This window comes from Pseudomonas psychrophila (assembly GCF_001043005.1).
Lineage (GTDB): Bacteria > Pseudomonadota > Gammaproteobacteria > Pseudomonadales > Pseudomonadaceae > Aquipseudomonas > Aquipseudomonas psychrophila.
Genome location: NZ_JYKZ01000002.1, coordinates 116020 through 139039, shown reverse-complemented (window position 1 = coordinate 139039; position 23020 = coordinate 116020). Strand labels below are relative to the sequence as shown.

Below are 23020 nucleotides of genomic sequence, written 5' to 3'. Positions count from 1 at the left end.
GTAGCAGCTGCCTCGTTCCTTCGGCAGCTGCTACGGGATCTCTTACTCCTAGACACAAAAAAACCGGCCTCGGCCGGTTTTTTTGTTGGGATGGGCTATCAGAACTGGGCGTTCTGCAGGCCGTCCAGGTAGCGTTCAGCGTCCAGCGCAGCCATGCAGCCGGCACCCGCCGAGGTGATGGCCTGACGGTACACGTGGTCAGCCACGTCGCCGGCGGCAAACACGCCTTCGATGCTGGTGGCAGTCGCGTTACCTTCACGGCCGCCCTGCACAACCATGTAGCCGTCTTTAAGCTCCAGCTGGCCTTCGAACAACGAAGTGTTCGGCGTGTGGCCGATGGCAATGAAGACGCCGTCCACTTTCAGCTCGTCAAAGCTGCCGTCGTTGTTTTTCAGGCGCGCACCGGTCACACCCATGTTATCGCCCAGCACTTCGTCCAGGGTCGCGTTCAGCTTGAGTTCGATCTTGCCTTCAGCTACACGTGCGTGCAGTTTGTCGATCAGGATCTTCTCGGCGCGGAAGGTTTCGCGACGGTGAACCAGGGTCACTTTGCTGGCGATGTTGGCCAGGTACAGCGCCTCTTCAACGGCGGTGTTACCACCACCTACCACGGCAACCGGCTTGTTGCGATAGAAGAAACCGTCACAGGTTGCACAGGCGGAAACGCCCTTGCCCATGAACGCTTCTTCAGACGGCAGCCCTAGGTAACGGGCGCTGGCGCCGGTGGCGATGATCAACGAATCGCAGGTGAACGTGCCGCTGTCGCCCTTGAGGGTGAACGGCTTGTTTTTCAGATCCACTTCATTGATGTGGTCGAAAACGATTTCAGTCTCGAAACGCTCGGCGTGCTCACGCATGCGGTCCATCAAGGCCGGACCGGTCAGGCCGTGTACATCACCCGGCCAGTTGTCAACTTCAGTGGTGGTGGTCAATTGACCGCCAGCCTGCATGCCCGTAATCAGCAGTGGCTTGAGGTTGGCGCGGGCCGCGTAGACCGCGGCGCTGTAACCGGCAGGGCCGGAACCCAGAATAATCACACGCGAATGACGTACTTCAGACATGACTCACTCCTATGACCGCCCGCAGTGAAACCGGGTCGGAATGCCGCATTACCGGCTGGAATAAAAAGAAACCGTAAACCTGCCCAGGCTATGCCTGATACACGCAGATCCTGAAAAATATGGGTGAAGCTTATAGAGGCCGAAGAGAGTAAGGAAATACGCATTAACAATCCAGCTCATAGCAGGTCTCTATGTAGGCGAATTCGATTTTAGACGGCTTTGTTACAGTTATTGTCGATACTGCGACAAGGCTTTCGTCCTACAGCTAAAGCCGTTAAGGTCGCCCGGTTTTCCACTGCTCGGAGCACTCTATGCCCGCCCCCGTTCTCTCTGGCCCGCAGTACCTGCGTGAAGGCCTAAAGTTGGTTCTCAGCCCTGGCCTGCGCTTGTTCGTGCTGCTGCCGTTGCTGATCAATCTGGTGCTGTTCGTCGGATTGATTTACTTCGCCGGGCATCAGTTCAGCCTCTGGGTCGATACCCTGATGCCGTCGCTGCCCAGCTGGCTCAGCTTTCTCAACTACGTATTGTGGCCGCTGTTCGTGGTCCTGGTGGCGTTGATGGTGTTTTTTACCTTCACCATGCTGGCCAACATCATTGCCGCGCCGTTTAACGGTTTTCTATCGGAAAAAGTCGAGGCCGTAGTACGCGGGGTCGATAACTCACCGCCCTTCAGCTGGGGTGAACTGATGGCGATGGTGCCCCGCACCCTGGCCCGTGAAATGCGCAAGCTGGGCTACTTCCTGCCACGGGCCATTGCGCTGTTGATCCTTTCGTTCATACCGGTGCTCAACCTGATCGCGGCGCCGCTGTGGCTACTGTTCGGGATCTGGATGATGGCTATCCAGTACATCGACTACCCGGCCGACAACCACAAGCTGGGCTGGAACGAGATGCTCGCCTGGCTACGCGAGAAGCGCTGGCAGAGCATGAGTTTTGGCGGCATCGTCTATCTGGTGCTGTTGATCCCTGTGGTCAATATCCTGATGATGCCGGCCGCCGTGGCCGGAGCGACGCTGTTCTGGGTGCGCGAGCGGGGCGAAGAAGCGCTGGCGTCCCGCTAACGGCTTCATAAATCCATCATCACCGTGACACATGGGCGTCATGACCCCCCGACACACTGGGGTCATGACCACAGCCCTGCATATCGCCCTGATCACCGAAACCTTCGCCCCTGAAATCAATGGTGTCGCCAATACTCTTGGCCAGCTGTGTGATGGCTTGCGCGCGCGCAATCATCGCGTGGAACTGGTACGCCCGCGCCAGGCCGACGATGGTGGCCAGCGCAGCAACGATGAGCTGATGCTGTGCCGGGGTCTGCCGCTCCCCGGTTATCCCGGCCTGCAATGGGGCCTGACCTCCACCCATCGCTTGACCAAACGCTGGCGCCAACAACCTCCGGATGTGGTTTACATCGCCACTGAGGGACCGTTGGGCTTATGTGCACTGCGGGTTGCGCGTCGCTTGGGGATTACTGCGGTCACGGGGTTTCATACCAACTTCCAGCAGTACTTGCGTCAACACGGCCTGACCCTGTTCACCCGCGCACTGACGCACTATTTGCGCTGGTTCCACAATCGCTCGGCCTTGACTCTGGTCCCCAGTACCAGCCAGCGCGTGGAGCTTGCGCGCAGGCATTTTGAACGACTGGAACTGCTCCCTCGCGGCGTCGACAGCCAGTTGTTCAGCCCTGCAAAACGCCAGGACGCGTTGCGCCGCAGCTGGGGGCTGGGAGAAAACGATATTGCGCTGTTATATGTGGGGCGTCTGGCACCGGAAAAAAATCTGGGCGCTCTCAAGCGCTGTCTTGATGCGCTGCAAGCCCGATATCCCGCGCGCCGCTTCAAGTTGATCGTGGTGGGCGACGGTTCAAAACGCTCGACGCTGGAAGCCTCATTGCCTGAAGCGATATTTTGCGGCCAGCAGTCAGGGCAAGCCCTGGCCAGTCATTACGCGTGCGGGGATGTGTTTTTATTCCCGAGCCTGAGCGAGACATTTGGCAATGTGGTGCTCGAAGCACAGGCCTCTGGCTTGGGCGTGGTTGCCTATGACGAGGCCGCTGCGGGCCTGCATATCCGACACGGTTACAACGGAGTGTTGGCCATGCCGGGGGACGAATACGCATGGATCGAAGCCGCCTGCTGGCTTCTCGAAGACCCGGAGACCTTACGCACCCTGCGCCTCAATGCTCGTCGTCATGCCAGCCGCCAAAGCTGGTCAGGGATTGTCGAACAGTTCGAAAGCCAGCTGCAGCGAGCTTGCCAGGGCTCCATGTGTGCAGCCCCGGTGCCCATTCACGTCGTGGTAAAAAAACCTTAAGCCAGGGATTTTTCAATCGCCTGAATCACCGTGGCATCGTCCGGCGCGGTGCGCGGCGAGAATCTCGCCAACACCCGGCCATCCTTGCCGACCAAAAACTTCTCGAAGTTCCAGGTGATCTCCCCCTCAAACTCGGCCCCCTCGCCTGCCAGCAATCGATAGAGCTGGTGACGGTCAGGCCCGTTGACCTCAAGCTTGCTGCTCAGAGGGAAACTGACCCCGTAGTTGAGGCTGCAAAACGCCTGGATTTGCTGTTCGGTACCCGGCTCTTGCCCGGCGAACTGATTGCAGGGCACACCTAAAACGCTGAAACCCTGGCCCTTGAATTGCTGATACAGGTTTTCCAGTGCTGCATATTGAGGGGTCAAGCCGCACTTGGAGGCCACGTTCACTACCAGCACCACCTTGCCTTTAAAGGTTTCCAGTGGGAGCGGCTTGCCATCCAGCGCATCTAGGATAAGTTCGTGAAAAGCACTCATGACGGACTCCAGGATTTCTGTATCTACATTCAAACAATCGTCCGATGCACCGATTGCAGTAATCGACCAGGATAAAAAAAGGCGCCCGTAGGCGCCTTCCTGGCAAGTTCACACGTGAGCGTAGCAGCACTTATCAGTGCTGGTGACCGCCTTCACCGTGTACGTGGCCGTGAGCGATTTCTTCTTCGCTTGCGTCACGAATAGCAACTACCTTGACCTTGAAGTTCAGACGCTGACCAGCCAGTGGGTGGTTACCATCAACGGTCACGTCGTCGCCGTCCAGATCACGGATGGTCACGATCTGCATTTGGCCGTCCGGCGCCGAAGCGTGGAACTGCATGCCAACTTCCAGTTGGTCAACGCCTTCGAACATGCTGGCGCTCAACGTGCTTACCAGCTCAGCGGAGTACTCGCCGTAAGCGTCTTCAGGTTCAACGCTGACGTCCAGCTCATCACCAACAGCCTTACCGATCAGAGCCTTTTCCAGACCCGGAATGATGTTACCTGCACCTTGCAGGTAGACCAGCGGCGCGCCGCCGGCAGAACTGTCGATGACCTCACCAGCGTCATTGGTCAGGGTATAGTCGATGGAGACAGCCTTATTGGCGGCGATCGTCATGGGGCGAGACCTTTTGCAAAAAAATAATGAGTTCGCAAGTTTAACCAAGCAATCGCCCGAAAGCGAACACAACCAAGACCAACGGATAATTTTGAAAACTTCAACGATCATTGGCTGGCGTCAGGATGAAGAGGAGCACTGGGTTGCCGTGCTCTCCTGCGGCCATACCCAACACCACCGTCACCAACCGCCCTGGCAATCAAGACCCTGGGTGCTTGACCCTGAGCAACGCCAGGCAAAAATAGGCCAGCCCTTTGACTGTGGCTGGTGTGCTCAAGACGCGGATAGCGCTAATCTTGGCAATTGATTCAGGCACAAGCCCGCTTAAAGGGTGTTGCCCTTGCACTGCCACGTCAGGAAGCTCGCATGCAAACTTTCTTTATCGCTCCCACCGACTTTGGTGTGGGTCTGACCTCCATTAGCCTGGGCCTGGTTCGCACCCTGGAGCGCGCCGGGTTGAAAGTCGGGTTTTTCAAGCCCATTGCCCAGCCGCATCCGGGCGATCTTGGCCCTGAACGCTCTACCGAGCTGATTGCCCGCACCCATGGCCTCAAGCCGCCTACCCCGCTGGGGCTGGCGCATGTGGAGCGCATGCTCGGTGACGGCCAACTGGATGAGCTGCTCGAAGAGATCATCAACCTCTATCAACAGGCCGCCATCGGCAAGGACGTTCTGATCGTAGAAGGCATGGTGCCCACCCGTACCGCCAGCTATGCGGCACGGGTCAACTTGCACCTGGCAAAGAGCCTGGATGCAGAAGTGATCCTGGTCTCGGCACCTGAAAACGAAGTGCTGACCGAGCTTTCCGGCCGGGTTGAGTTGCAGGCACAGCTGTTTGGCGGGCCCAAGGACCCGAAAGTGCTCGGTGTGATCCTCAACAAGGTGCGCACCGACGAAAGCATGGAAGTTTTCTCGGCACGCCTTAAAGAGCATTCGCCCTTGCTGCGTAGCGGCGATTTCAAGCTGCTGGGCTGCATTCCGTATCAGCCTGAACTCAACGCCCCGCGCACCCGGGATGTCGCCGAACTGCTTGGCGCCCAGGTGCTCAATGCCGGAGATTATGAAACCCGACGCATGTCGAAAATCATTTTGTGCGCCCGCACCGTGCTCAACACTCTGCAACTACTCAAACCAGGCGTGCTGGTCGTCACCCCCGGTGATCGCGACGACATCATCCTGGCCGTCAGCCTGGCCGCGATGAACGGGGTTCCGTTGGCGGGTCTGCTGCTGACCAGCGACACCCAGCCCGATCCGCGCCTGATGGAGCTTTGCCGTGGGGCATTGCAAGCAGGGCTGCCCGTGCTGTCGGTGAGCACGGGGTCGTACGACACGGCCAACCGCCTCAATGGTCTGAACAAGGAAATTCCGATCGATGACCGCGAGCGTGCGGAGATCATCACCGACTTTGTCGCCAGCCACCTCGACGCCCATTGGTTGCATCAGCGCTGTGGCACGCCACGGGAAATGCGCCTGACCCCTGCCGTCTTCCGCTATCAACTGATCCAGCGCGCCCAGCAAGCCAACAAGCGCATCGTGTTGCCCGAAGGCAGCGAGCCGCTGACCGTGCAGGCGGCAGCCATATGCCAGGCTCGCGGCATCGCCCGCTGTGTATTGTTGGCCAAGCCCGAAGAAGTCCACGCGGTGGCCAAGGCCCACGGTTTCGAACTGCCCGAGGGCCTGGAGATTCTCGACCCGGACCTGATCCGCGCCCGCTACGTCGAACCCATGGTGGCCCTGCGCAAAACCAAAAGCATCAACGCCCCCATGGCGGAGCAACAGCTGGAAGACCCGGTGGTGATTGGCACCATGATGCTGGCGCTGGATGAGGTCGACGGTCTGGTGTCAGGGGTTATCCACTCCACCGCCAACACCATCCGCCCTGCCCTGCAGTTGATCAAAACGGCACCGGGCTGCACGCTGGTGTCGTCGGTGTTCTTTATGCTGTTCCCCGAACAGGTGCTGGTGTACGGCGACTGCGTGATGAACCCGCACCCCTCGGCCACCGAACTGGCCGAAATCGCCCTGCAAAGCGCCGACTCTGCCGCAGCGTTCGGCATCACCCCGCGGGTGGCAATGATCAGCTACTCGAGCGGTGAGTCCGCCAGTGGCGAGGAAGTCGAAAAAGTCCGTGAAGCCACTTTGCTGGCTCACGAAGCCCAGCACTCACTGCTGATCGACGGCCCGCTGCAATACGATGCCGCCGCCAACGAAGTGGTCGCCAGGCAACTGGCCCCCAACAGCAAGGTGGCCGGCCGGGCCACGGTTTTCGTGTTCCCGGACCTGAATACCGGCAACACCACCCACAAAGCCGTACAACGCAGCGCCGATTGCGTCAGCCTTGGGCCGATGCTGCAAGGCCTACGCAAGCCGGTGAACGATCTGCCACGCGGCGCTCAGGTGGACGACATTGTCTACACCATCGCTCTCACGGCGATTCAAGCCGCCAACCGACCTATGGATATTTAAATGCTGGACTTCTTGCCTGCACCGTTACGCGGCGTCATTGCTTCGCTGCTGCTGGCGCTCAACACCATCGTGTGTTGCACGCCATTGTTTATCGTCGCGATTTTCAAACTGTGCCTGCCATTCTCGGCAGCCCAGCGGGTAACCGACGAATTGATGCGCCGTATCCATGAAGCCTGGATCGCCAATAACAATCGCTGGATGGACTTGCTGCGCAAGACCCGCTGGCACATCAAGGGCCTTGAAGGGCTGGACTATGAGCACTCGTATCTGGTGACCAGCAACCACCAGAGCTGGGTCGACATCATGGTGCTGCAATACGTGCTCAACAAACGTATCCGCCCGCTGAAGTTTTTCCTCAAGCAAGAACTGATATGGGTGCCGGTCATTGGCCTGGCGTGGTGGGCGCTGGGCTTTCCGTTCATGAAGCGTTACTCCAAAGCCTACCTGGCCAAGCACCCGGAGAAAAAAGGCGCGGACCTGGCGACCACTCGTAAAACCTGCGCAAAGTTCAAGAATAAGTCCGTGGGGATCTTCAACTTCGTAGAAGGCACGCGGTTTACCGAGGCCAAGCACGCGCAGCAGAATTCGCCGTTTCGCTACCTGCTCAAGCCCAAGGCCGGCGGCATCGCCTTTGTGCTGGATGCGATGGGTGAACAACTGCAATCGATCGTCAACGTGACCATTCACTACCCGGGCGGGCGTCCAGGGTATTGGGACTTGCTGTGCGGCAATGTGAAGGACGTGGTCGTGGTGTTTGAAGAGGTGCAGATCCCGGCTGAGTTTCTGGGTAAAAACTACGATCAGGACCCCGAGTACCGGCTGGCGTTTCAGGGCTGGATCAATCAGTTGTGGGAAGACAAAGACCGGCTGCTAGAGGACTTGCATCGCGAGTTTCCCAACACCTGATGTCTCTGGATCTTGTGGAAGCGGGCTTGCTCGCGATGCAGGCGCCCCGGTTTGGCTGAAGAACCGGATTGATACCATCGCGAGCAAGCCCGCTCCCACAGGGGCATTTCCGGCATCTGAAACCCAATAAAAAACCCGCCACCGATCTCTCGGTGGCGGGCTTTTTAGTGCGGCTTAAATCGCGCCGCGTTGACGCAACAGGTCCAGGACCAACTTGACGCTCTCTTCCAGCGACAGCGATTGGGTATCGACCACTAGGTCGGCATCTAACGGCACGTCATACGGGAAGGATTCACCCGGAATGTTGTCACCACCCGCTGCATAAAGCCCTTGCGGGTCACGCTCGGCGCACACGGCCGGGGAGGCCTGAACATAAACGGTCACCAGGCGGTCGCTGCCAATCAGCGCCTTGGCCTGTTCACGGCCTTCGGCATCCGGGGCCACGAAGGCGGCCAGTGTCAGTAGACCGGCTTCGTTGAACTGACGCGCCACGTGAGCCGCACGACGCCAGTTTTCAGTGCGCCCGGCACGATCCTGTGGCAGGCCCTTGTTCAGGTCATGGCGCAGGTTCTGGCCATCCAGTACAAATACCGCACGCCCCATATCGAACAACTTGCGTTCAACCGCATAGGCCAAGGTGCTTTTACCAGCACCCGACAGGCCGCTGAACAACACGGTGGCCGGTTGCTGACCAAAACGCTGGGCACGCTCTTCAACAGCCACGTGCGCCAGTTTGCCGTGATGGGTTGCGCTGCCATGACTCAACGGCTGGGCAACGATCATGCCGGCACCGACGGTGCCATTGGTCAGGCGGTCGATGATGATGAACGAACCGGTGGTGCGGTTGCTGTCATAACCATCCAGCGCAATTGGCGCGTCGAGGCTGATTTTGACCTTGCCGATTTCGTTCAGCTGCAAAGCGCTGGCCGGACCTTCTTCCAGGGTGTTCACATCGACTTTGTTGACGATGCTGGCAATCGAACCCGGTACGTAGCTGGTCGCGCGCTTGATGTCGTACTTCTTGCCCGGCAGCATCGGCTCTTCAGCCATCCACACCAGCATGGCTTCGAAGTTGTCAGTCACCAGCGGCACGTTGTCGGCATGCACCAACAGGTCGCCACGGGAGATATCGATCTCGTCTTCCATGGTCAGCGTAACTGCCTGCCCGGGGCCTGCGTGCTCCAGCTCACCCTCAAAGGTCACGATGGATTTGACACGGCTGCTCTTGCCCGACGGCAGCACAACGATTTCATCGCCCTTGTGCACAATGCCGCTGGCCAGGGTGCCGGCAAAACCACGGAAGTTGAGGTTCGGACGGTTCACGTACTGCACCGGGAAGCGCAGGTCGGTGAGGTTGCGGTCGGCCGCCACTTCCACGGTTTCAAGGATTTCCATCAGCGACTGGCCGGTGTACCACGGCGAGCGCTCGGACTTGTTGACCACGTTGTCGCCCTTGAGGGCTGACATCGGCACAAAGTGCAGGCTGGTCGGCTTGAGCTTCAAGCCCTCGGCAAACTTCAGGTAGTCGGCCTTGATCGACTCGAACACACCTTCGTCAAAACCCTTGAGGTCCATCTTGTTGATGGCCACAACGATATGCTTGATGCCCAACAACGAGGCAATAAAGCTGTGGCGACGGGTCTGGGTCTGCACGCCGTAACGGGCATCGACCAGAATGATCGCCAGGTCACAGGTGGACGCGCCGGTGGCCATGTTGCGGGTGTACTGCTCATGGCCGGGGGTGTCGGCAATGATGAATTTGCGCTTGGCGGTAGAAAAATAGCGATACGCCACGTCAATGGTAATGCCCTGCTCGCGCTCGGCTTGCAGACCGTCTACCAGCAGTGCCAGGTCGATATCGTCGCCCGTGGTGCCGCTTTTTTTCGAATCGCGGGTTATGGCTTCCAGATGGTCTTCGTAAATCATCTTGGAGTCGTGCAGCAGGCGCCCGATCAGGGTGCTTTTGCCGTCGTCGACGTTGCCGCAGGTCAGGAAGCGCAACATCTCTTTGCGCTCGTGCTGGCCCAGGTAGGCGAGGATGTCCTCGCTGATCAAATCAGATACATGCGACATGACAACCCCTTAGAAATAACCTTGACGTTTTTTATCTTCCATTGAGCCTGCGCCATCGTGGTCGATGACTCGGCCCTGGCGCTCGGAAGTTCGCGTCAGGAGCATTTCCTGGATGATGTCGGTCAGGGTTTCAGCCTCTGACTCCACAGCTCCCGTCAGCGGGTAGCATCCCAGGGTACGGAAGCGGACCTTTTTCTTGACGATTCGAGCCTTGTCTTCATCAGACAGGTGCTCAAGGATGCGTTCGTCGTCGATCATGATCAGCGTGCCGTTCTTCTCGATCACGTCGCGTTCGGCCGCAAAGTACAGCGGCACAATCGGGATGCCTTCGAGATAGATGTATTGCCAGATATCGAGCTCGGTCCAGTTCGACAGCGGGAAAACCCGGATCGACTCGCCCTTGTTGACGTTGCCGTTGTAGACGTTCCACAACTCGGGGCGCTGGTTTTTCGGATCCCAGCGGTGCTTGCTGTCACGGAAGGAGTACACGCGCTCTTTGGCACGGGACTTTTCTTCGTCGCGACGGGCGCCACCAAAGGCGGCATCGAAGCCGTACTTGTCCAGAGCCTGCTTAAGGCCCTCGGTTTTCATGATGTCGGTGTGCTTGGCACTGCCGTGGGTGAAAGGGTTGATCCCTTGAGCCACGCCGTCCGGGTTAACGTGAGTGATCAGGTCCAGACCCAGCTCGGCGACCATCTTGTCCCGAAAGCTGTACATCTCCTGGAATTTCCAGCGAGTGTCGACATGCATCACCGGAAACGGCAGCTTGCCAGGGAAAAATGCCTTGCGTGCAAGGTGCAGCATCACGGCGGAGTCTTTACCGATCGAGTACAGCATCACCGGGTTATCGAACTCGGCGGCCACCTCGCGGATGATGTGGATGCTTTCCGCCTCCAGCTGTTTCAGATGCGTCAGTTTGTCGACCATGGCTACTCACGAAAGCTATCTTATGAACGGCCTGCGGGCCGTGTTCGAGCGGGGAATGCTAGCACAGCGCCCCCTTATATAGATGACCCCAACTAGATCGAAACGGTCTAAGAATAGACCCCGGAGTTTGGGCTGTAATTGCCTGTGGGAGCGAGCCTGCTCGCGAAAGCGATGCAACTGATGACCTCTTCGCGAGCAGGCTCGTTCCCACGCGTTTAGGATTCAGATCGGATTTGGGCAATCGATAAACAAGTGCTCAACGGCAAAGCGCCGCGCCAGGTAGTCACCCAATGCCTGCACGCCATAGCGCTCGGTCGCGTGGTGCCCGGCGGCAATAAAGCTGATGTCGTTTTCCCGGGCACTGTGGAAGGTCTGCTCCGAGGCTTCGCCGCTCAGGTACAGGTCAACGCCCGCCAGCACCGCCTGATCGATGTAACCCTGCCCGCCACCGGTGCACCAGCCCACGCGGCGGATCATTTCACTGCCTTCAATCAGCAGCGGCTCACGCCCGAGCGCCTCTTGCACACGGCGCGCAAAATCACGGGCGGTCACAGGTTCGGCCAAAGAGCCCACCAACCCCACCACTTTCGAATTACCAGGATCAAGCGGGCCTTCGACGGTGATATCCAGTTGCCGCGCCAGTTGCACGTTGTTGCCCACCTCGGGATGCAGATCCAGTGGCAAGTGATACGCCAGCAGGCTGATGTCGTGCTTGAGCAGGGTTTTGAGGCGACGCTGCTTCATCCCGGTCACGCAGGGATCTTCACCCTTCCAGAAGTAACCATGATGCACGAGCACCAGATCAGCCTGGGCTTCGACGGCGGCATCCAGCAAAGCCTGGCTGGCGGTCACGCCACTGACGATGCGCATCACTTGGGGGCGACCTTCGACCTGCAGACCGTTGGGGCAGTAATCACTGATGGCGGCGCAATTGAGGTAACGATTTGCTTCTTCTACCAGCGTGCTAAGAGCGACAGCCATAAAAGACTCCTAAATATAGCGTTCAGAGCCGGGCGGCCCTCGTATAATGGCGCCATTATGGGCCGTCAGAATGGCTCTGCAACCTTCAGGACTGAGTTCAATGTTTAAGGCTTTGCGTTTTTTTGGCTGGCCATTGCTGGCTGGCGTGCTTATCGCTTTGCTGATTATTCAGCGTTACCCGCAATGGGTTGGACTGCCGAGCCTGGACGTTAATCTGCAACAAGCCCCGCAAACCAGTTACGTACAGCAGGGGCCGGTGACCTATGCCGACGCGGTGGTGCGTGCCGCGCCTGCCGTGGCCAACCTGTACACCACCAAGGTGGTGAACAAAAATGCCAGGCCATTGTTTGAAGACCCGCAGTTCAGGCATTTTTTCGGTAACAACGAGCCCAAGCAAAAACGCATGGAGTCCAGCCTCGGTTCGGCGGTGCTTATGAGCCCCGAAGGCTACTTGCTGACCAATAACCACGTGGTCGCAGGTGCAGACCAGATTGTGGTGGCGCTAAAGGACGGTCGTGAAACACACGCCCGGGTCATCGGCAGCGACCCCGAAACTGACCTTGCAGTGCTGAAGATAGACCTCAAGAATCTGCCGGCAATCACCATCGGCCGCTCGGACACTCTGCGTATCGGTGACATTGCCCTGGCGATTGGTAATCCGTTTGGCGTGGGTCAAACCACCACCATGGGCATCATCAGCGCTACAGGCCGCAACCAGCTGGGCCTGAACAACTACGAAGACTTTATCCAGACCGATGCCGCGATCAACCCGGGCAACTCGGGCGGCGCACTGGTCGATGCCAACGGCAACCTGACCGGGATCAACACCGCGATTTTCTCTAAGTCAGGCGGCTCGCAAGGCATCGGCTTCGCAATCCCGATCAATCTGGCGATGGAGGTCATGAAGTCGATAATCGAGCACGGCCAGGTCATTCGCGGCTGGCTGGGGATTGAGGTGCAGCCCTTGACCCAGGAACTGGCCGAGTCGTTTGGTCTCAGTGGACGCCCGGGAATTGTTGTCGCGGGCATTTTCCGTGGTGGCCCGGCGCAAAAAGCCGGCCTTGAACTGGGGGACGTGATTCTGAGCATCGATGGCGAGCCTGCCAGCGATGGTCGTCGATCAATGAATCAGGTAGCGCGGATCAAACCTTCGGACAAGATCACGATCCAGGTCATGCGTAACGGCAAAGAGCTCAAGCTCACCGCCGAAGTGGGCCTGCGCCCGCCGCAGGAGCAGCCGCCGCAGAAAGAAGAGTAAGCGGTAAATTAACTGTGGGAGCGAGCCTGCTCGCGAAAGTCGTTCACGATAGGGCGTCTTCGCGAGCAGGCTCGCTCCCACAGTGGTTATTGGGCGTTAAATATCTGACAACCCTTCAATCAACGCCGCATTCTGCTCTGGCGTGCCGATGCTGATACGCAGGAACTGAGCAATGCGCAGATGCTTGAAGTGGCGCACGATCACGCCCTGCTCCCGCAACTTGGCCGCCAGCGCCGCGGCATCGTGCTCCGGGTGACGAGCGAAGATAAAGTTCGCCGCCGATGGCAGCACTTCAAAACCCAACGCCTGCAACTGCCCTACCACGTGTTCGCGACTGTCGATTACTTGCTTGCAGGTGTGCTCGAAGTATTCACGGTCGGCAAACGCCGCCGCCGCACCCGCAATCGCCACGCGGTCCAGCGGGTAGGAGTTAAAGCTATTCTTGATCCGCTCCAGCGCTTCGATCAAATCCGGATGGCCCACCGCCAAACCGACCCGCAAGCCGGCCAGGGAGCGCGACTTGGACAGGGTTTGGGTCACCAACAGGTTCGGGTAACGATCCACCAGACTGATGGCCGTCTCGCCACCAAAGTCGATGTACGCCTCATCCACCACAACCACTGAATCAGGGCTGGCCTTGAGGATCTGCTCGATGGCCTCCAGCGCCAACAGGCAGCCGGTCGGGGCATTAGGGTTCGGGAAGATGATCCCGCCATTAGGCCTGGCATAGTCCGCAGGCTGGATCTGGAACTGCTCATCCAACGGCACTGCGTCAAATTCGATGCCGTACAAACCGCAGTAAACCGGATAGAAGCTGTAGCTGATATCCGGGAACAGCAGCGGTTTATCGTGTTGGAACAGACCATTGAACACATGGGCCAGGACTTCGTCGGAGCCGTTGCCCAGAAACACCTGAGCGGTCTGCACGCCGTAATAATCGGCCACCGCCTGCTTGAGCAGGTCGCTGTTCGGGTCAGGGTACAAACGCAGGTTGTCGTTGATCTCGGCCTGCATCGCCAGCAACGCCTTGGGCGATGGGCCGTAAGGGTTTTCGTTGGTGTTGAGCTTGACCAACTTGGTCAGCTTAGGTTGCTCACCCGGTACGTAGGGCACCAGATCCTTAACGAATGGACTCCAGAACTTGCTCATGCTTATTGCCCCTTGTCGTCGGCGATGATGCGGTATTCGGCACTGCGGGCGTGACCGGTCAGCGATTCACCGCGGGCGAGAATCGACGCCGTCTTGCCCAGGTCGGAAGCACCCTGCTCGGAGCAGAAGATGATCGAGGAGCGCTTCTGGAAGTCATACACCCCCAGCGGCGACGAAAAACGTGCCGTGCCGGAAGTTGGCAATACGTGGTTGGGGCCCGCGCAGTAATCGCCCAGGGCTTCAGACGTGTGTCGGCCCATGAAGATCGCGCCAGCGTGACGGATCTGCGGCAGCCAGGCTTGCGGGTCAGCCACCGACAACTCCAGGTGCTCCGGAGCAATGCGGTTGGCAACATCGATGGCTTGCTGCATGTCATTAACCAGAATCAGTGCGCCACGACCATTGATCGAGGTTTCGATGATTTCGGCCCGCTCCATGGTCGGCAGCAGCTTGGCGATGCTGGCCGCGACCTTGTCGAGGAACTCGGCGTCGGGGCTGACCAGAATCGCTTGCGCGTCTTCGTCATGCTCGGCCTGGGAGAACAGGTCCATGGCGATCCAGTCCGGATCGGTCAGGCCGTCGCACACCACCAGAATTTCTGAAGGGCCGGCGATCATGTCGATACCGACTTGACCAAACACGTGGCGCTTGGCGGTGGCAACATAGATATTGCCCGGGCCGACCACTTTGTCGACTTTCGGGACGCTTTCTGTGCCATAAGCCAGTGCCGCAACAGCTTGCGCGCCGCCGATGGTGAACACGCGATCAACGCCCGCAATGCAAGCGGCAGCCAGCACCAGCTCATTGATTTCACCACGGGGGGTCGGCACTACCATCACCACTTCGGTAACGCCTGCAACTTTGGCAGGAATGGCGTTCATCAGCACCGACGACGGGTACGAGGCTTTGCCGCCCGGTACATACAAACCCGCACGGTCCAGCGGCGTGACTTTTTGGCCCAGCACCGTGCCGTCGGCTTCGGTGTAGCTCCAGGAGTCCTGCTTCTGTTTTTCGTGATAGCTGCGTACACGCTGTGCGGCTTTTTCCAGCGCTTCACGTTGCGGCGCGGTGATGCGGGTCAGTGCCAGCTCCAGGCGCTCGCGGGGCAGGATCAAGTCCGCCATTGAGTTGACGCTCAGTCCGTCAAAGCGTTGGGTGAACTCAACCAGTGCAGCGTCGCCACGCTCGCGCACGGCTTTGATGATGTCGAGCACACGCTGGTTGACCGAGTCGTCAGACACACTTTCCCAGCTCAGCAGATGATCCAGATGCTGCGCGAAATCCGGGTCAGCAGCGTTGAGTCGGCGAATTGCAGTGGGAGCGGTCATAGCGAGGGCCTCGGTATTGGGCGGATGCTTAGAATGGATGATGTTACACAGTGAAGGCAGCAAGACTACCAAGCCATCCGCGCAGGTCGCTGAAATTTCTGGCTATTACACGGATAGATGGGCGCGACTCAAGGTCGCGCAGGTGAGTCAGCCGCGGTGTCGGGATTCCACTGCCTTGCGCAGGGTATCGATCAGGGCTTGAATACGGGCGTGCTGCATTTTCATCGAAGCCTTGTTAACCACCAGGCGGGAGCTGATGGCGGCAATGAATTCCTGAGGTTCCAGGCCATTGGCACGCAAGGTGTTACCGGTATCGACAACGTCGATGATCTTGTCTGCCAGGCCAATCAGCGGGGCCAGTTCCATCGAGCCGTACAGCTTGATGATGTCGACCTGACGGCCTTGCTCGGCGTAATAACGCTTGGCGACATTGACGAACTTGGTGGCAACGCGCAGACGGCCTTTTGGCTCAACGGCACCGATGGCACCGGCAGTCATCAGCTTGCACTGGGCAATCTGAAGATCCAGCGGCTCGTAAAGGCCCTGGCCACCGTATTCCATCAGCACGTCTTTACCCGCGACACCGAGGTCTGCCGCGCCATGTTCAACGTACGTCGGCACGTCAGTGGCGCGTACGATCAGCAGACGTACATCGGGCTGGGTAGTCGGAATAATCAGCTTGCGGCTTTTGTCCGGATTCTCGGTCGGCACAATGCCCGCTTCAGCGAGAAGCGGCAGGGTGTCGTCAAGGATACGGCCCTTGGACAGTGCAATGGTCAACATGGGAAACGTAAGTCCTTATCAGGGTACTTTTGCCCGGGCGCAATCGGCGCCGGACAAGCATCGAGCCTGATATCAGGCTCGACTTGAACGATTCGAGGCCAGGTAAGGTAACGCTTGCAAGCCATTACGTCACCTGGCGGCTGGACACTATCCCTGTGCCCATGATGCCAAACAGCAAAAACTAGCCCGGAACGCGGCGAATTTTGGCGCCCAGCATTTGCAGTTTTTCTTCGATGCACTCGTAACCACGGTCTATGTGGTAGATGCGGTCGATCAGGGTATCGCCTTCAGCGACCAGAGCCGAGATGACCAGGCTGGCCGAAGCACGCAGGTCAGTCGCCATTACCGGTGCGCCTTTAAGGGTCTCAGTACCGGTGACGATGGCAGTGTTGCCTTCGACCTGGATCTTGGCACCCATGCGGTGCAGCTCGTAAACGTGCATGAAGCGGTTTTCGAAGATGGTCTCGATCACTGCCCCCGTGCCTTCGGCAATGGCGTTCAGGGAAATGAACTGCGCCTGCATGTCGGTCGGGAACGCCGGGTACGGAGCCGTACGCACGTTCACCGCTTTAGGGCGCTTGCCGTGCATGTTCAGCTCGATCCAGTCTTCACCGGTGGTGATTTCTGCACCCGCTTCCTTGAGCTTTTCAAGAACGGCTTCGAGGATGGTCGGATCGGTGTCCTTGACCTTCACGCGGCCGCCGGTCACGGCAGCAGCTACCAGGTAAGTACCGGTTTCGATACGGTCCGGCATCACGCGGTAAGTTGCTGGGTGCAACTCTTTAACGCCATCAATGGTGATGGTGTCAGTGCCTGCACCGCTGACCTTGGCGCCCATGGCGTTCAGGAAGTTGGCCAGGTCGACGACTTCAGGCTCGCGAGCAGAGTTCTGCAAAACGCTGCGGCCATTGGCCAGAGCTGCGGCCATCATGATGTTTTCAGTACCGGTCACACTGACGGTATCGAAGAAGAAGTTGGCACCGCGCAAGCCGCCTTCCGGAGCCTTGGCCTTGATGTAGCCGCCCTCAACGTCGATCACTGCGCCCATGGCTTCAAGGCCGCGGATGTGCAGGTCAACCGGACGCGAACCAATGGCGCAACCGCCTGGCAAGGCAACTTCGGCATAACCGAAGCGCGCAACCATCGGACCCAGAACCAGGATCGAAGCACGCATGGTTTTAACCAGTTCGTACGGCGCAACCAGGGTTTTGATGGTGTTCGGGTTGATTTCGACGCTGAGCTTCTCATCGATCACCGGCTCAATGCCCATGCGACCGAACAGCTCGATCATGGTGGTGATGTCATGCAAGTGCGGCAGGTTGGCCACAGTGACCGGGCCATTGCACAGCAAGGTCGCTGCCAGAATCGGCAGGGCGGAGTTCTTCGCCCCGGAAATGCGGATTTCGCCATCTAGACGAACACCGCCGGTAATAATCAATTTATCCATAACAATCTCGACGCCAATGGGCTCAGGGGGCTCAGGTGCGCTCGGCCCAGGCCGCGCTGCTGAAGAATTTCATAGTGACCGCATGGATGCTGCCATCAGCAATCCACGGGTTCAAATGGGCATAGATGCTTTGTTGACGCTTGACCGGGCTCAGGGCCACCAGTTCGTCACTAATCACGTTCAGCTGAAAGTTGCAGCCTTCGCCCTCAACTTCTACCTGGGTTCCAGGCAGCTTTCCCTCAAGAAAGCTCTTCACTTCTACGGCCTGCATGCTCAACCTCAATCGGCGCCTAACGCGCGCGGGTCGGCCATCATACAAAAAAGCCCCGCGCCTGCGAACCCCGTACAACAGGACTCTGACGGGGGGACTTTTCTACACGTGGCTATTAATGATGTGCCAGCAGCTCGGTCAAGCCCGAGACCTGGGCGATTCCACGCATGTCTTCGGGCATGTCACGAATGCTCAATGGCTTGTTCAGGGCTTGCGCATCACGGATGTAACACAGCAGCAGCGATAAACCGACGCTGCTGGATTTTGTGACACCCGAGCAGTCAACGACCAATGCCTTGGCCAAGGCTTTTTTGATCAGGGCCTGGCCTTCTGTGCGCAAACGAGGGCCGGTCTGATAATCGAGCACGCCACTGAGGCGCAACTCACTCTCGCCGGCCAGGGTTACAGCCGCTTCACTCATTGGCCTGCAGCCTTGGGCGAAGCCGCATCGGTAGTTTCCTTGGCCTTGGCAACTTCGCCAGCCCAGTTATCGATGGTTTTATCCAGATTATTGCCGTTGCGCTGCATGGCGTCGGCGAACTGATCACGGAACAACTTGCCGATGTTGATGCCATTGATGATCACGTTGCGCACCTTCCACTCGCCATTCACCTTGTTAAGGGTATAGGACAGAGGGTAAATGGCACCGTTATCGCCTTTGACGGTCATGTCGACACTGGTGCGATCCCCGCTTTCATCCTTGGCGGGCGAAACGGTGATGCCCTTGTTGTTGAACTCAAGCAAGGCATTGCCATAGAACTGCATCAGGCTGCGCTTGAAGTTCTCTTGAAAGCGTTGCATTTGCGCGGGGGTCGCGTTGCGCGAGTACTTCACGGTCATGATGCTTTTGGAAATACCGTCGACATCCACCACCGGTCCGACAATACCGTTCAAGGCATCGTAGAACTTGCTCGGGCTTTGCTTGTACTGCTCTTTATTAGCAGCCAGGTCAGCCAGCAACCGGGTTGTCGTGTCTGAAACGATGTCGTGAGCAGACTGCCCCGGTGCCGCGTTCGCCACCAGAGGGAGGGCTGCAGCCATAATTACCAACAGGCCACGGCGCAAGAGAGAAATCATCTTAAAGCTCCTTATTTGGCGTCTTTGCTAACGGTATTGAGCAGGAATTTACCGATCAGGTCTTCAAGGACCAGCGACGACTGAGTGTCGTGAATGGTGCCACCGTCCTTGAGCACAGTGTCTTCGCCACCCACGCTCAAACCGATGTATTTCTCGCCCAGCAGGCCCGCTGTGAGAATAGACGCAGTCGAGTCGGTCGGCAGGTTATCCACCGCTTTTTCGAGCTGCAGTGTGACACGGGCCATGTAGTTGTCACGGTCCAGATCAATCGCCGTAACCTTGCCTATGGTCACGCCCGCCATGGTGACTTTGGCGCGCACGGTCAGGCCGGCAATGTTGTCAAAATTGGCATACAGCTTGTAGGTGTCGGTACTGGCGGTCGGGGACAGTCCGCTGACCCGCAGGGCGAGCAGTAGCAAAGCCAGGATGCCAGCCAGCAGGAACAGGCCGACACCGATTTCCATGGTGCGGTTTTGCATCAGAAATCTCCAAACATCAAGGCAGTCAAAATGAAGTCCAGCCCGAGTACTGCCAGAGAGGCATACACCACGGTCTTGGTAGTGGCACGGCTGATCCCCTCTGATGTGGGCTCACAGTCATAACCTTGAAACACGGCAATCCAGGTCACCACAAAAGCAAAGACGATGCTTTTGATGATCCCGTTAAGTACGTCACCACTGAAGGTCACGCTATTTTGCATATTGGCCCAGTACGAGCCGTCATAGACACCCAGCCAGTCCACTGCAACCCATGAACCGCCCCAAATGCCGACCACACTGAAAATCATCGCCAGCACAGGCAGGGAAATAAACCCGGCCCACAACCGTGGCGCAATGATGTACTTGAGGGGGTCGACCCCAATCATTTCCAGACTGGACAACTGCTCGGTCGATTTCATGTTGCCGATTTCAGCGGTCAACGCAGAACCTGCCCGCCCGGCGAACAGCAAAGCGGTCACCACCGGCCCCAGCTCACGCAACAGAGTAAGGGCCACCATCTGCCCAACCGCCTGCTCGGAACCATAGCTGGACAGAATACTGAAACCTTGCAGCGCCAGCACCATGCCGATGAATATGCCGGACACCACGATGATCACCAGCGACATGACGCCAACGGAGTGCAGTTGCTTGATCAGCAACCCAAACCCGCCGCCAAGACCGCCCCGCCCAAGCAGTGCATGAAACAGGAAAATCGTCGACCGCCCCAGCACCGAGACGATGTCGATTCCGGCTCGACCAAACAAGCCGATACGGTCCATTAATGAATGTCTGCGCATCAGCGCTTCCCCAGTAGATCGGTTCGGTAGTCCGACGCCGGAAAGTGAAACGGAACCGGGCCATCCGGATCGCCGGTCATGAACTGACGAATGCGCGGGTTATCGGCGTTCATCAATTCTTCAGGCGTCCCCTGCCCCAGCACCTGACCATCACCGACTACATATAGGTAGTCAGCGATACTCGCGGTTTCAGCCAGGTCGTGCGACACCACAATACTGGTGATACCCAGCGCATCATTAAGCAGACGAATCAGCCGTACCAGCACCCCCATTGCAATAGGGTCCTGGCCCACGAAGGGTTCGTCATACATCAGGATTTGCGGATCCAGGGCAATCGCGCGCGCCAAGGCCACCCGACGCTTCATGCCGCCGGACAACTCGTCGGGCATCAGATCGATAGCCCCGCGCAAGCCCACCGCCTGCAATTTCAGCAGCACGATGTCACGAATCATTTCTTCAGGCAGTTGGGTATGCACCCGCAGCGGGAAGGCAACGTTCTCGAATACATCCAGATCAGTGAACAGCGCACCACTCTGAAACAACACACCCATGTGCTTGCGGGCATCAAACAAATCACTGCGCGACAGAGTCGGCAGGTTTTGATTGTTGACCCACACTTCGCCGCTGCTGGGACGCAGTTGCATGCCCATCAGGCGCAATAGTGTGGTTTTGCCGCAGCCCGACGGGCCCATGATTCCCGTGACCTTGCCACGGGGAATTCGAATATCGACATTATTGAAGATGCTGCGCGTACCGCGCTTGAAGGACACTCCCTTCAGCTCGACCGCGTAGGCGTTATCGGCGCTCATCTAAACTCCTTGCGATGCAGCCTCTGCCTCTCACCCGGACACCAAACTTCTTATCAAGAAGCACGCGTTCCCTGGCGGGCCGAACTGGCGGCGAACTATACCACTGCTCATAGTGACCGCCCAAGACCGAAGGAGTGCCGGTTAAGCCTCAATACAGCGAAATAAAGACGGTTTTTCTGTAAACACACGAACACTTTACCTATGCAGGCAATAAAGCACTGCGATCAAGCGTGAGGGAACGCCACATAACCGCTATAATCGTTGCCTTTTCTCAGGCTACCCGACTTCAACCATGAGCCAATCCAGCGACCTGATTCAATCTGCCCAACGTACCATCCGCCTCGAACTGGAAGCCGTAGAGGGCTTGCTGACTCATATCGACGCAGATTTTGTACGCGCTTGCGAGATGATTTTGGCAAGTAAAGGCCGGGTAGTCGTGGTCGGCATGGGCAAGTCAGGGCACATAGGCAACAAAATTGCCGCCACCCTGGCAAGCACCGGCACCACGGCTTTTTTCGTCCATCCGGCAGAAGCCAGCCACGGTGACATGGGCATGATCACCCGCGATGACATCATCCTCGCGCTGTCCAATTCCGGCTCAACCGCCGAAATCGTCACCTTGCTGCCTTTGATCAAGCGCCTGGGCATCAAATTGATCAGCATGACGGGAAATCCGCAGTCGCCCTTGGCCAAGGCTGCCGATGTGAGCCTTGATGCAAGCGTGGCCCAGGAGGCCTGCCCGCTAAACCTGGCGCCCACCTCCTCCACCACGGCCACCCTGGTGCTGGGCGACGCACTGGCCATAGCACTGCTCGAAGCCCGTGGTTTTACGGCCGAAGACTTTGCCTTCTCCCATCCTGGTGGAGCACTGGGCCGCCGTTTGCTGCTCAAGGTCGAAAACGTCATGCACTCTGGCGATGAGTTGCCGCAAGTCATGCGTGGCACCCTGCTCAAAGAAGCGTTGATGGAAATGACCCACAAGGGCCTGGGCATGACTGTCGTCATTGAAGAAGATGGCCGTCTGGCCGGGATTTTCACTGACGGTGACTTGCGCCGCACCCTGGACCGCGAAATCGATATCCGCAACGCAACCATCGATGCTGTCATGACCCCCCACGGCAAAACCGCCCGCGCCGACATGCTGGCAGCCGAAGCCCTGAAGATCATGGAAGACCACAAAATCAGCGCACTGGTTGTTGTCGACAAGCAAGACCGCCCGGTTGGCGCTTTGAACATGCACGATTTGCTACGCGCAGGAGTAATGTAATGACCCAGGATCTTCTCAAGCGCGGCAAGGGCATCAAGCTTGCCATTTTTGACGTTGACGGTGTGTTGACCGACGGCCGCCTGTACTTTCTCGAAGACGGCAGCGAATTCAAAACATTCAACACCCTCGACGGCCAAGGCATCAAGATGCTGATGGCGGCCGGTGTTCAGACCGCAATTATCAGCGGTCGCAAAACCCCTGTAGTCGAACGCCGCGCGCAAAATCTGGGCATCCCGTATCTCTATCAGGGCCGGGAAGATAAATTGGTGGTGTTGGACGAGCTTCTTGGCCAACTCAACCTAAGCTATGAACAGGTTGCCTATCTGGGCGACGATTTGCCTGACTTGCCGGTTATCCGTCGCGTCGGCCTTGGCATGGCAGTAGCCAATGCCGCAAGTTTTGTTCGCGAGCACGCCCATGGCGTTACCCAGGCACGTGGTGGCGAAGGTGCCGCCCGCGAATTCTGCGAGCTGATTCTGCGTGCCCAGGGCAGCCTGGACGCAGCCCACGCCGCCTACCTATAGAGC

At 58.2% G+C, this 23020-nt stretch carries 24 protein-coding genes; 8 read left to right on the top strand and 16 right to left on the bottom strand.

Annotation, left to right across the window (positions count from 1 at the left end; all coding sequences use genetic code 11):
* Positions 1-98 precede the first annotated feature (98 nt).
* Positions 99-1061 carry a thioredoxin-disulfide reductase gene (gene trxB, locus TU76_RS06740; RefSeq protein WP_019824972.1) on the bottom strand — a complete coding sequence of 321 codons (963 nt, stop codon included), beginning with the start codon at positions 1059-1061 and terminating at the stop codon, positions 99-101.
* A gap of 311 nt (positions 1062-1372) precedes the next feature.
* Between trxB and cysZ the strand changes: the two genes are divergently transcribed.
* Positions 1373-2122, top strand: coding sequence for a sulfate transporter CysZ (gene cysZ / locus TU76_RS06735; protein ID WP_046810022.1), 750 nt, complete (start codon positions 1373-1375; stop codon positions 2120-2122).
* Between the two features lie 64 nt (positions 2123-2186).
* On the top strand, positions 2187-3377 hold the full coding sequence (locus tag TU76_RS06730; RefSeq protein WP_019824976.1) for a glycosyltransferase family 4 protein: 1191 nt from the start codon (positions 2187-2189) through the stop codon (positions 3375-3377).
* On the opposite strand, the gene TU76_RS06725 is transcribed toward TU76_RS06730, so the two are convergent.
* Both TU76_RS06725 and TU76_RS06720 read right to left on the bottom strand, forming a co-directional pair.
* Positions 3374-3856, bottom strand: a complete 483-nt coding sequence (locus tag TU76_RS06725) for a glutathione peroxidase (protein ID WP_019824978.1) — start codon at positions 3854-3856, stop codon at positions 3374-3376. The two genes, TU76_RS06730 and TU76_RS06725, sit on opposite strands and share 4 nt — an antisense overlap.
* 133 nt (positions 3857-3989) lie before the next feature.
* Positions 3990-4475 (bottom strand): FKBP-type peptidyl-prolyl cis-trans isomerase, encoded by a 486-nt coding sequence (locus TU76_RS06720; RefSeq protein WP_019824979.1) that lies wholly within the window; start codon positions 4473-4475, stop codon positions 3990-3992.
* Here TU76_RS06720 and TU76_RS06715 point away from each other — a divergent pair.
* From TU76_RS06715 to TU76_RS06705, 3 genes are read left to right on the top strand one after another with little or no spacing between them, the layout of a single operon-like run.
* A complete protein-coding gene (locus TU76_RS06715; protein ID WP_019824980.1) occupies positions 4444-4782 on the top strand; it encodes a DUF3565 domain-containing protein in 339 nt (112 codons plus the stop codon). The two genes, TU76_RS06720 and TU76_RS06715, sit on opposite strands and share 32 nt — an antisense overlap.
* Positions 4783-4841: 59 nt before the next feature.
* Positions 4842-6941, top strand: a complete 2100-nt coding sequence (gene pta, locus TU76_RS06710; protein ID WP_019824981.1) for a phosphate acetyltransferase — start codon at positions 4842-4844, stop codon at positions 6939-6941.
* A complete protein-coding gene (locus TU76_RS06705; protein WP_048351322.1) occupies positions 6942-7847 on the top strand; it encodes an acyltransferase in 906 nt (301 codons plus the stop codon).
* Between the two features lie 174 nt (positions 7848-8021).
* Here TU76_RS06705 and cysN read toward each other — a convergent pair whose 3' ends face one another.
* The 3 genes from cysN to TU76_RS06690 all read right to left on the bottom strand — a co-directional run bounded on the left by cysN (position 8022) and on the right by TU76_RS06690 (position 11828).
* On the bottom strand, positions 8022-9920 hold the full coding sequence (gene cysN / locus TU76_RS06700; RefSeq protein WP_019824988.1) for a sulfate adenylyltransferase subunit CysN: 1899 nt from the start codon (positions 9918-9920) through the stop codon (positions 8022-8024).
* Positions 9921-9929: 9 nt separating this feature from the next.
* Complete coding sequence (cysD, locus tag TU76_RS06695; protein ID WP_019824990.1) at positions 9930-10847, bottom strand: sulfate adenylyltransferase subunit CysD; 918 nt, start codon at positions 10845-10847, stop codon at positions 9930-9932.
* Between the two features lie 222 nt (positions 10848-11069).
* Entirely contained in the window at positions 11070-11828 is a 759-nt protein-coding gene (locus TU76_RS06690) for a Nif3-like dinuclear metal center hexameric protein (protein ID WP_019824992.1), read from the bottom strand.
* Positions 11829-11928: 100 nt separating this feature from the next.
* On the opposite strand from TU76_RS06690, the gene algW reads away from it, so the two are divergent.
* Positions 11929-13086, top strand: coding sequence for a Do family serine endopeptidase AlgW (gene algW, locus TU76_RS06685; RefSeq protein ID WP_019824995.1), 1158 nt, complete (start codon positions 11929-11931; stop codon positions 13084-13086).
* Between the two features lie 96 nt (positions 13087-13182).
* On the opposite strand, the gene hisC is transcribed toward algW, so the two are convergent.
* The 10 genes from hisC to TU76_RS06635 form a co-directional block, all read right to left on the bottom strand.
* The gene (hisC, locus tag TU76_RS06680) at positions 13183-14235 is read right to left on the bottom strand and encodes a histidinol-phosphate transaminase (protein ID WP_048351321.1); all 1053 of its coding nucleotides are present in this window, start codon (positions 14233-14235) and stop codon (positions 13183-13185) included.
* 2 nt (positions 14236-14237) lie between these two features.
* Positions 14238-15563, bottom strand: coding sequence for a histidinol dehydrogenase (gene hisD, locus TU76_RS06675; RefSeq protein ID WP_019824998.1), 1326 nt, complete (start codon positions 15561-15563; stop codon positions 14238-14240).
* A gap of 147 nt (positions 15564-15710) precedes the next feature.
* Positions 15711-16346, bottom strand: a complete 636-nt coding sequence (hisG, locus tag TU76_RS06670) for an ATP phosphoribosyltransferase (protein WP_019825000.1) — start codon at positions 16344-16346, stop codon at positions 15711-15713.
* A 181-nt stretch (positions 16347-16527) separates the two neighbouring features.
* Positions 16528-17793, bottom strand: a complete 1266-nt coding sequence (murA, locus tag TU76_RS06665; protein WP_019825002.1) for a UDP-N-acetylglucosamine 1-carboxyvinyltransferase — start codon at positions 17791-17793, stop codon at positions 16528-16530.
* Positions 17794-17824: 31 nt separating this feature from the next.
* Positions 17825-18064 carry a BolA family protein gene (locus tag TU76_RS06660; protein ID WP_003439919.1) on the bottom strand — a complete coding sequence of 80 codons (240 nt, stop codon included), beginning with the start codon at positions 18062-18064 and terminating at the stop codon, positions 17825-17827.
* A gap of 115 nt (positions 18065-18179) precedes the next feature.
* Complete coding sequence (locus tag TU76_RS06655; protein WP_048351320.1) at positions 18180-18485, bottom strand: STAS domain-containing protein; 306 nt, start codon at positions 18483-18485, stop codon at positions 18180-18182.
* Positions 18482-19141 (bottom strand): MlaC/ttg2D family ABC transporter substrate-binding protein, encoded by a 660-nt coding sequence (locus TU76_RS06650; protein ID WP_019825008.1) that lies wholly within the window; start codon positions 19139-19141, stop codon positions 18482-18484. Before TU76_RS06650 ends, TU76_RS06655 begins: the two co-directional genes overlap by 4 nt.
* An 11-nt stretch (positions 19142-19152) precedes the next feature.
* Positions 19153-19620 carry an outer membrane lipid asymmetry maintenance protein MlaD gene (gene mlaD / locus TU76_RS06645; RefSeq protein WP_019825010.1) on the bottom strand — a complete coding sequence of 156 codons (468 nt, stop codon included), beginning with the start codon at positions 19618-19620 and terminating at the stop codon, positions 19153-19155.
* Positions 19620-20417 (bottom strand): lipid asymmetry maintenance ABC transporter permease subunit MlaE, encoded by a 798-nt coding sequence (mlaE, locus tag TU76_RS06640; protein WP_019825012.1) that lies wholly within the window; start codon positions 20415-20417, stop codon positions 19620-19622. Before mlaE ends, mlaD begins: the two co-directional genes overlap by 1 nt.
* Positions 20417-21226, bottom strand: a complete 810-nt coding sequence (locus tag TU76_RS06635; RefSeq protein WP_046809022.1) for an ATP-binding cassette domain-containing protein — start codon at positions 21224-21226, stop codon at positions 20417-20419. The genes mlaE and TU76_RS06635 overlap by 1 nt, the downstream gene beginning before the upstream one ends.
* 292 nt (positions 21227-21518) lie before the next feature.
* Here TU76_RS06635 and TU76_RS06630 point away from each other — a divergent pair, with 292 nt between their 5' ends.
* Together TU76_RS06630 and TU76_RS06625 are read left to right on the top strand one after the other, a co-directional pair.
* The gene (locus TU76_RS06630; protein WP_019825016.1) at positions 21519-22493 is read left to right on the top strand and encodes a KpsF/GutQ family sugar-phosphate isomerase; all 975 of its coding nucleotides are present in this window, start codon (positions 21519-21521) and stop codon (positions 22491-22493) included.
* A complete protein-coding gene (locus tag TU76_RS06625; RefSeq protein ID WP_019825018.1) occupies positions 22493-23017 on the top strand; it encodes a KdsC family phosphatase in 525 nt (174 codons plus the stop codon). Before TU76_RS06630 ends, TU76_RS06625 begins: the two co-directional genes overlap by 1 nt.
* The last annotated feature ends 3 nt before the right edge of the window (positions 23018-23020 follow it).

What these genes read in the sequence shown, in the direction of transcription:
- trxB (WP_019824972.1), bottom strand. Translation starts at nt 1,061, where the DNA reads ATGTCTGAAGTACGTCATTCGCGTGTGATTATTCTGGGTTCCGGCCCT.
- cysZ (WP_046810022.1), top strand. Translation starts at nt 1,373, where the DNA reads ATGCCCGCCCCCGTTCTCTCTGGCCCGCAGTACCTGCGTGAAGGCCTA.
- TU76_RS06730 (WP_019824976.1), top strand. Translation starts at nt 2,187, where the DNA reads ATGACCACAGCCCTGCATATCGCCCTGATCACCGAAACCTTCGCCCCT.
- TU76_RS06725 (WP_019824978.1), bottom strand. Translation starts at nt 3,856, where the DNA reads ATGAGTGCTTTTCACGAACTTATCCTAGATGCGCTGGATGGCAAGCCG.
- TU76_RS06715 (WP_019824980.1), top strand. Translation starts at nt 4,444, where the DNA reads ATGGAGACAGCCTTATTGGCGGCGATCGTCATGGGGCGAGACCTTTTG.
- TU76_RS06720 (WP_019824979.1), bottom strand. Translation starts at nt 4,475, where the DNA reads ATGACGATCGCCGCCAATAAGGCTGTCTCCATCGACTATACCCTGACC.
- pta (WP_019824981.1), top strand. Translation starts at nt 4,842, where the DNA reads ATGCAAACTTTCTTTATCGCTCCCACCGACTTTGGTGTGGGTCTGACC.
- TU76_RS06705 (WP_048351322.1), top strand. Translation starts at nt 6,942, where the DNA reads ATGCTGGACTTCTTGCCTGCACCGTTACGCGGCGTCATTGCTTCGCTG.
- cysN (WP_019824988.1), bottom strand. Translation starts at nt 9,920, where the DNA reads ATGTCGCATGTATCTGATTTGATCAGCGAGGACATCCTCGCCTACCTG.
- cysD (WP_019824990.1), bottom strand. Translation starts at nt 10,847, where the DNA reads ATGGTCGACAAACTGACGCATCTGAAACAGCTGGAGGCGGAAAGCATC.
- TU76_RS06690 (WP_019824992.1), bottom strand. Translation starts at nt 11,828, where the DNA reads ATGGCTGTCGCTCTTAGCACGCTGGTAGAAGAAGCAAATCGTTACCTC.
- algW (WP_019824995.1), top strand. Translation starts at nt 11,929, where the DNA reads ATGTTTAAGGCTTTGCGTTTTTTTGGCTGGCCATTGCTGGCTGGCGTG.
- hisC (WP_048351321.1), bottom strand. Translation starts at nt 14,235, where the DNA reads ATGAGCAAGTTCTGGAGTCCATTCGTTAAGGATCTGGTGCCCTACGTA.
- hisD (WP_019824998.1), bottom strand. Translation starts at nt 15,563, where the DNA reads ATGACCGCTCCCACTGCAATTCGCCGACTCAACGCTGCTGACCCGGAT.
- hisG (WP_019825000.1), bottom strand. Translation starts at nt 16,346, where the DNA reads ATGTTGACCATTGCACTGTCCAAGGGCCGTATCCTTGACGACACCCTG.
- murA (WP_019825002.1), bottom strand. Translation starts at nt 17,793, where the DNA reads ATGGATAAATTGATTATTACCGGCGGTGTTCGTCTAGATGGCGAAATC.
- TU76_RS06660 (WP_003439919.1), bottom strand. Translation starts at nt 18,064, where the DNA reads ATGCAGGCCGTAGAAGTGAAGAGCTTTCTTGAGGGAAAGCTGCCTGGA.
- TU76_RS06655 (WP_048351320.1), bottom strand. Translation starts at nt 18,485, where the DNA reads ATGAGTGAAGCGGCTGTAACCCTGGCCGGCGAGAGTGAGTTGCGCCTC.
- TU76_RS06650 (WP_019825008.1), bottom strand. Translation starts at nt 19,141, where the DNA reads ATGATTTCTCTCTTGCGCCGTGGCCTGTTGGTAATTATGGCTGCAGCC.
- mlaD (WP_019825010.1), bottom strand. Translation starts at nt 19,620, where the DNA reads ATGCAAAACCGCACCATGGAAATCGGTGTCGGCCTGTTCCTGCTGGCT.
- mlaE (WP_019825012.1), bottom strand. Translation starts at nt 20,417, where the DNA reads ATGCGCAGACATTCATTAATGGACCGTATCGGCTTGTTTGGTCGAGCC.
- TU76_RS06635 (WP_046809022.1), bottom strand. Translation starts at nt 21,226, where the DNA reads ATGAGCGCCGATAACGCCTACGCGGTCGAGCTGAAGGGAGTGTCCTTC.
- TU76_RS06630 (WP_019825016.1), top strand. Translation starts at nt 21,519, where the DNA reads ATGAGCCAATCCAGCGACCTGATTCAATCTGCCCAACGTACCATCCGC.
- TU76_RS06625 (WP_019825018.1), top strand. Translation starts at nt 22,493, where the DNA reads ATGACCCAGGATCTTCTCAAGCGCGGCAAGGGCATCAAGCTTGCCATT.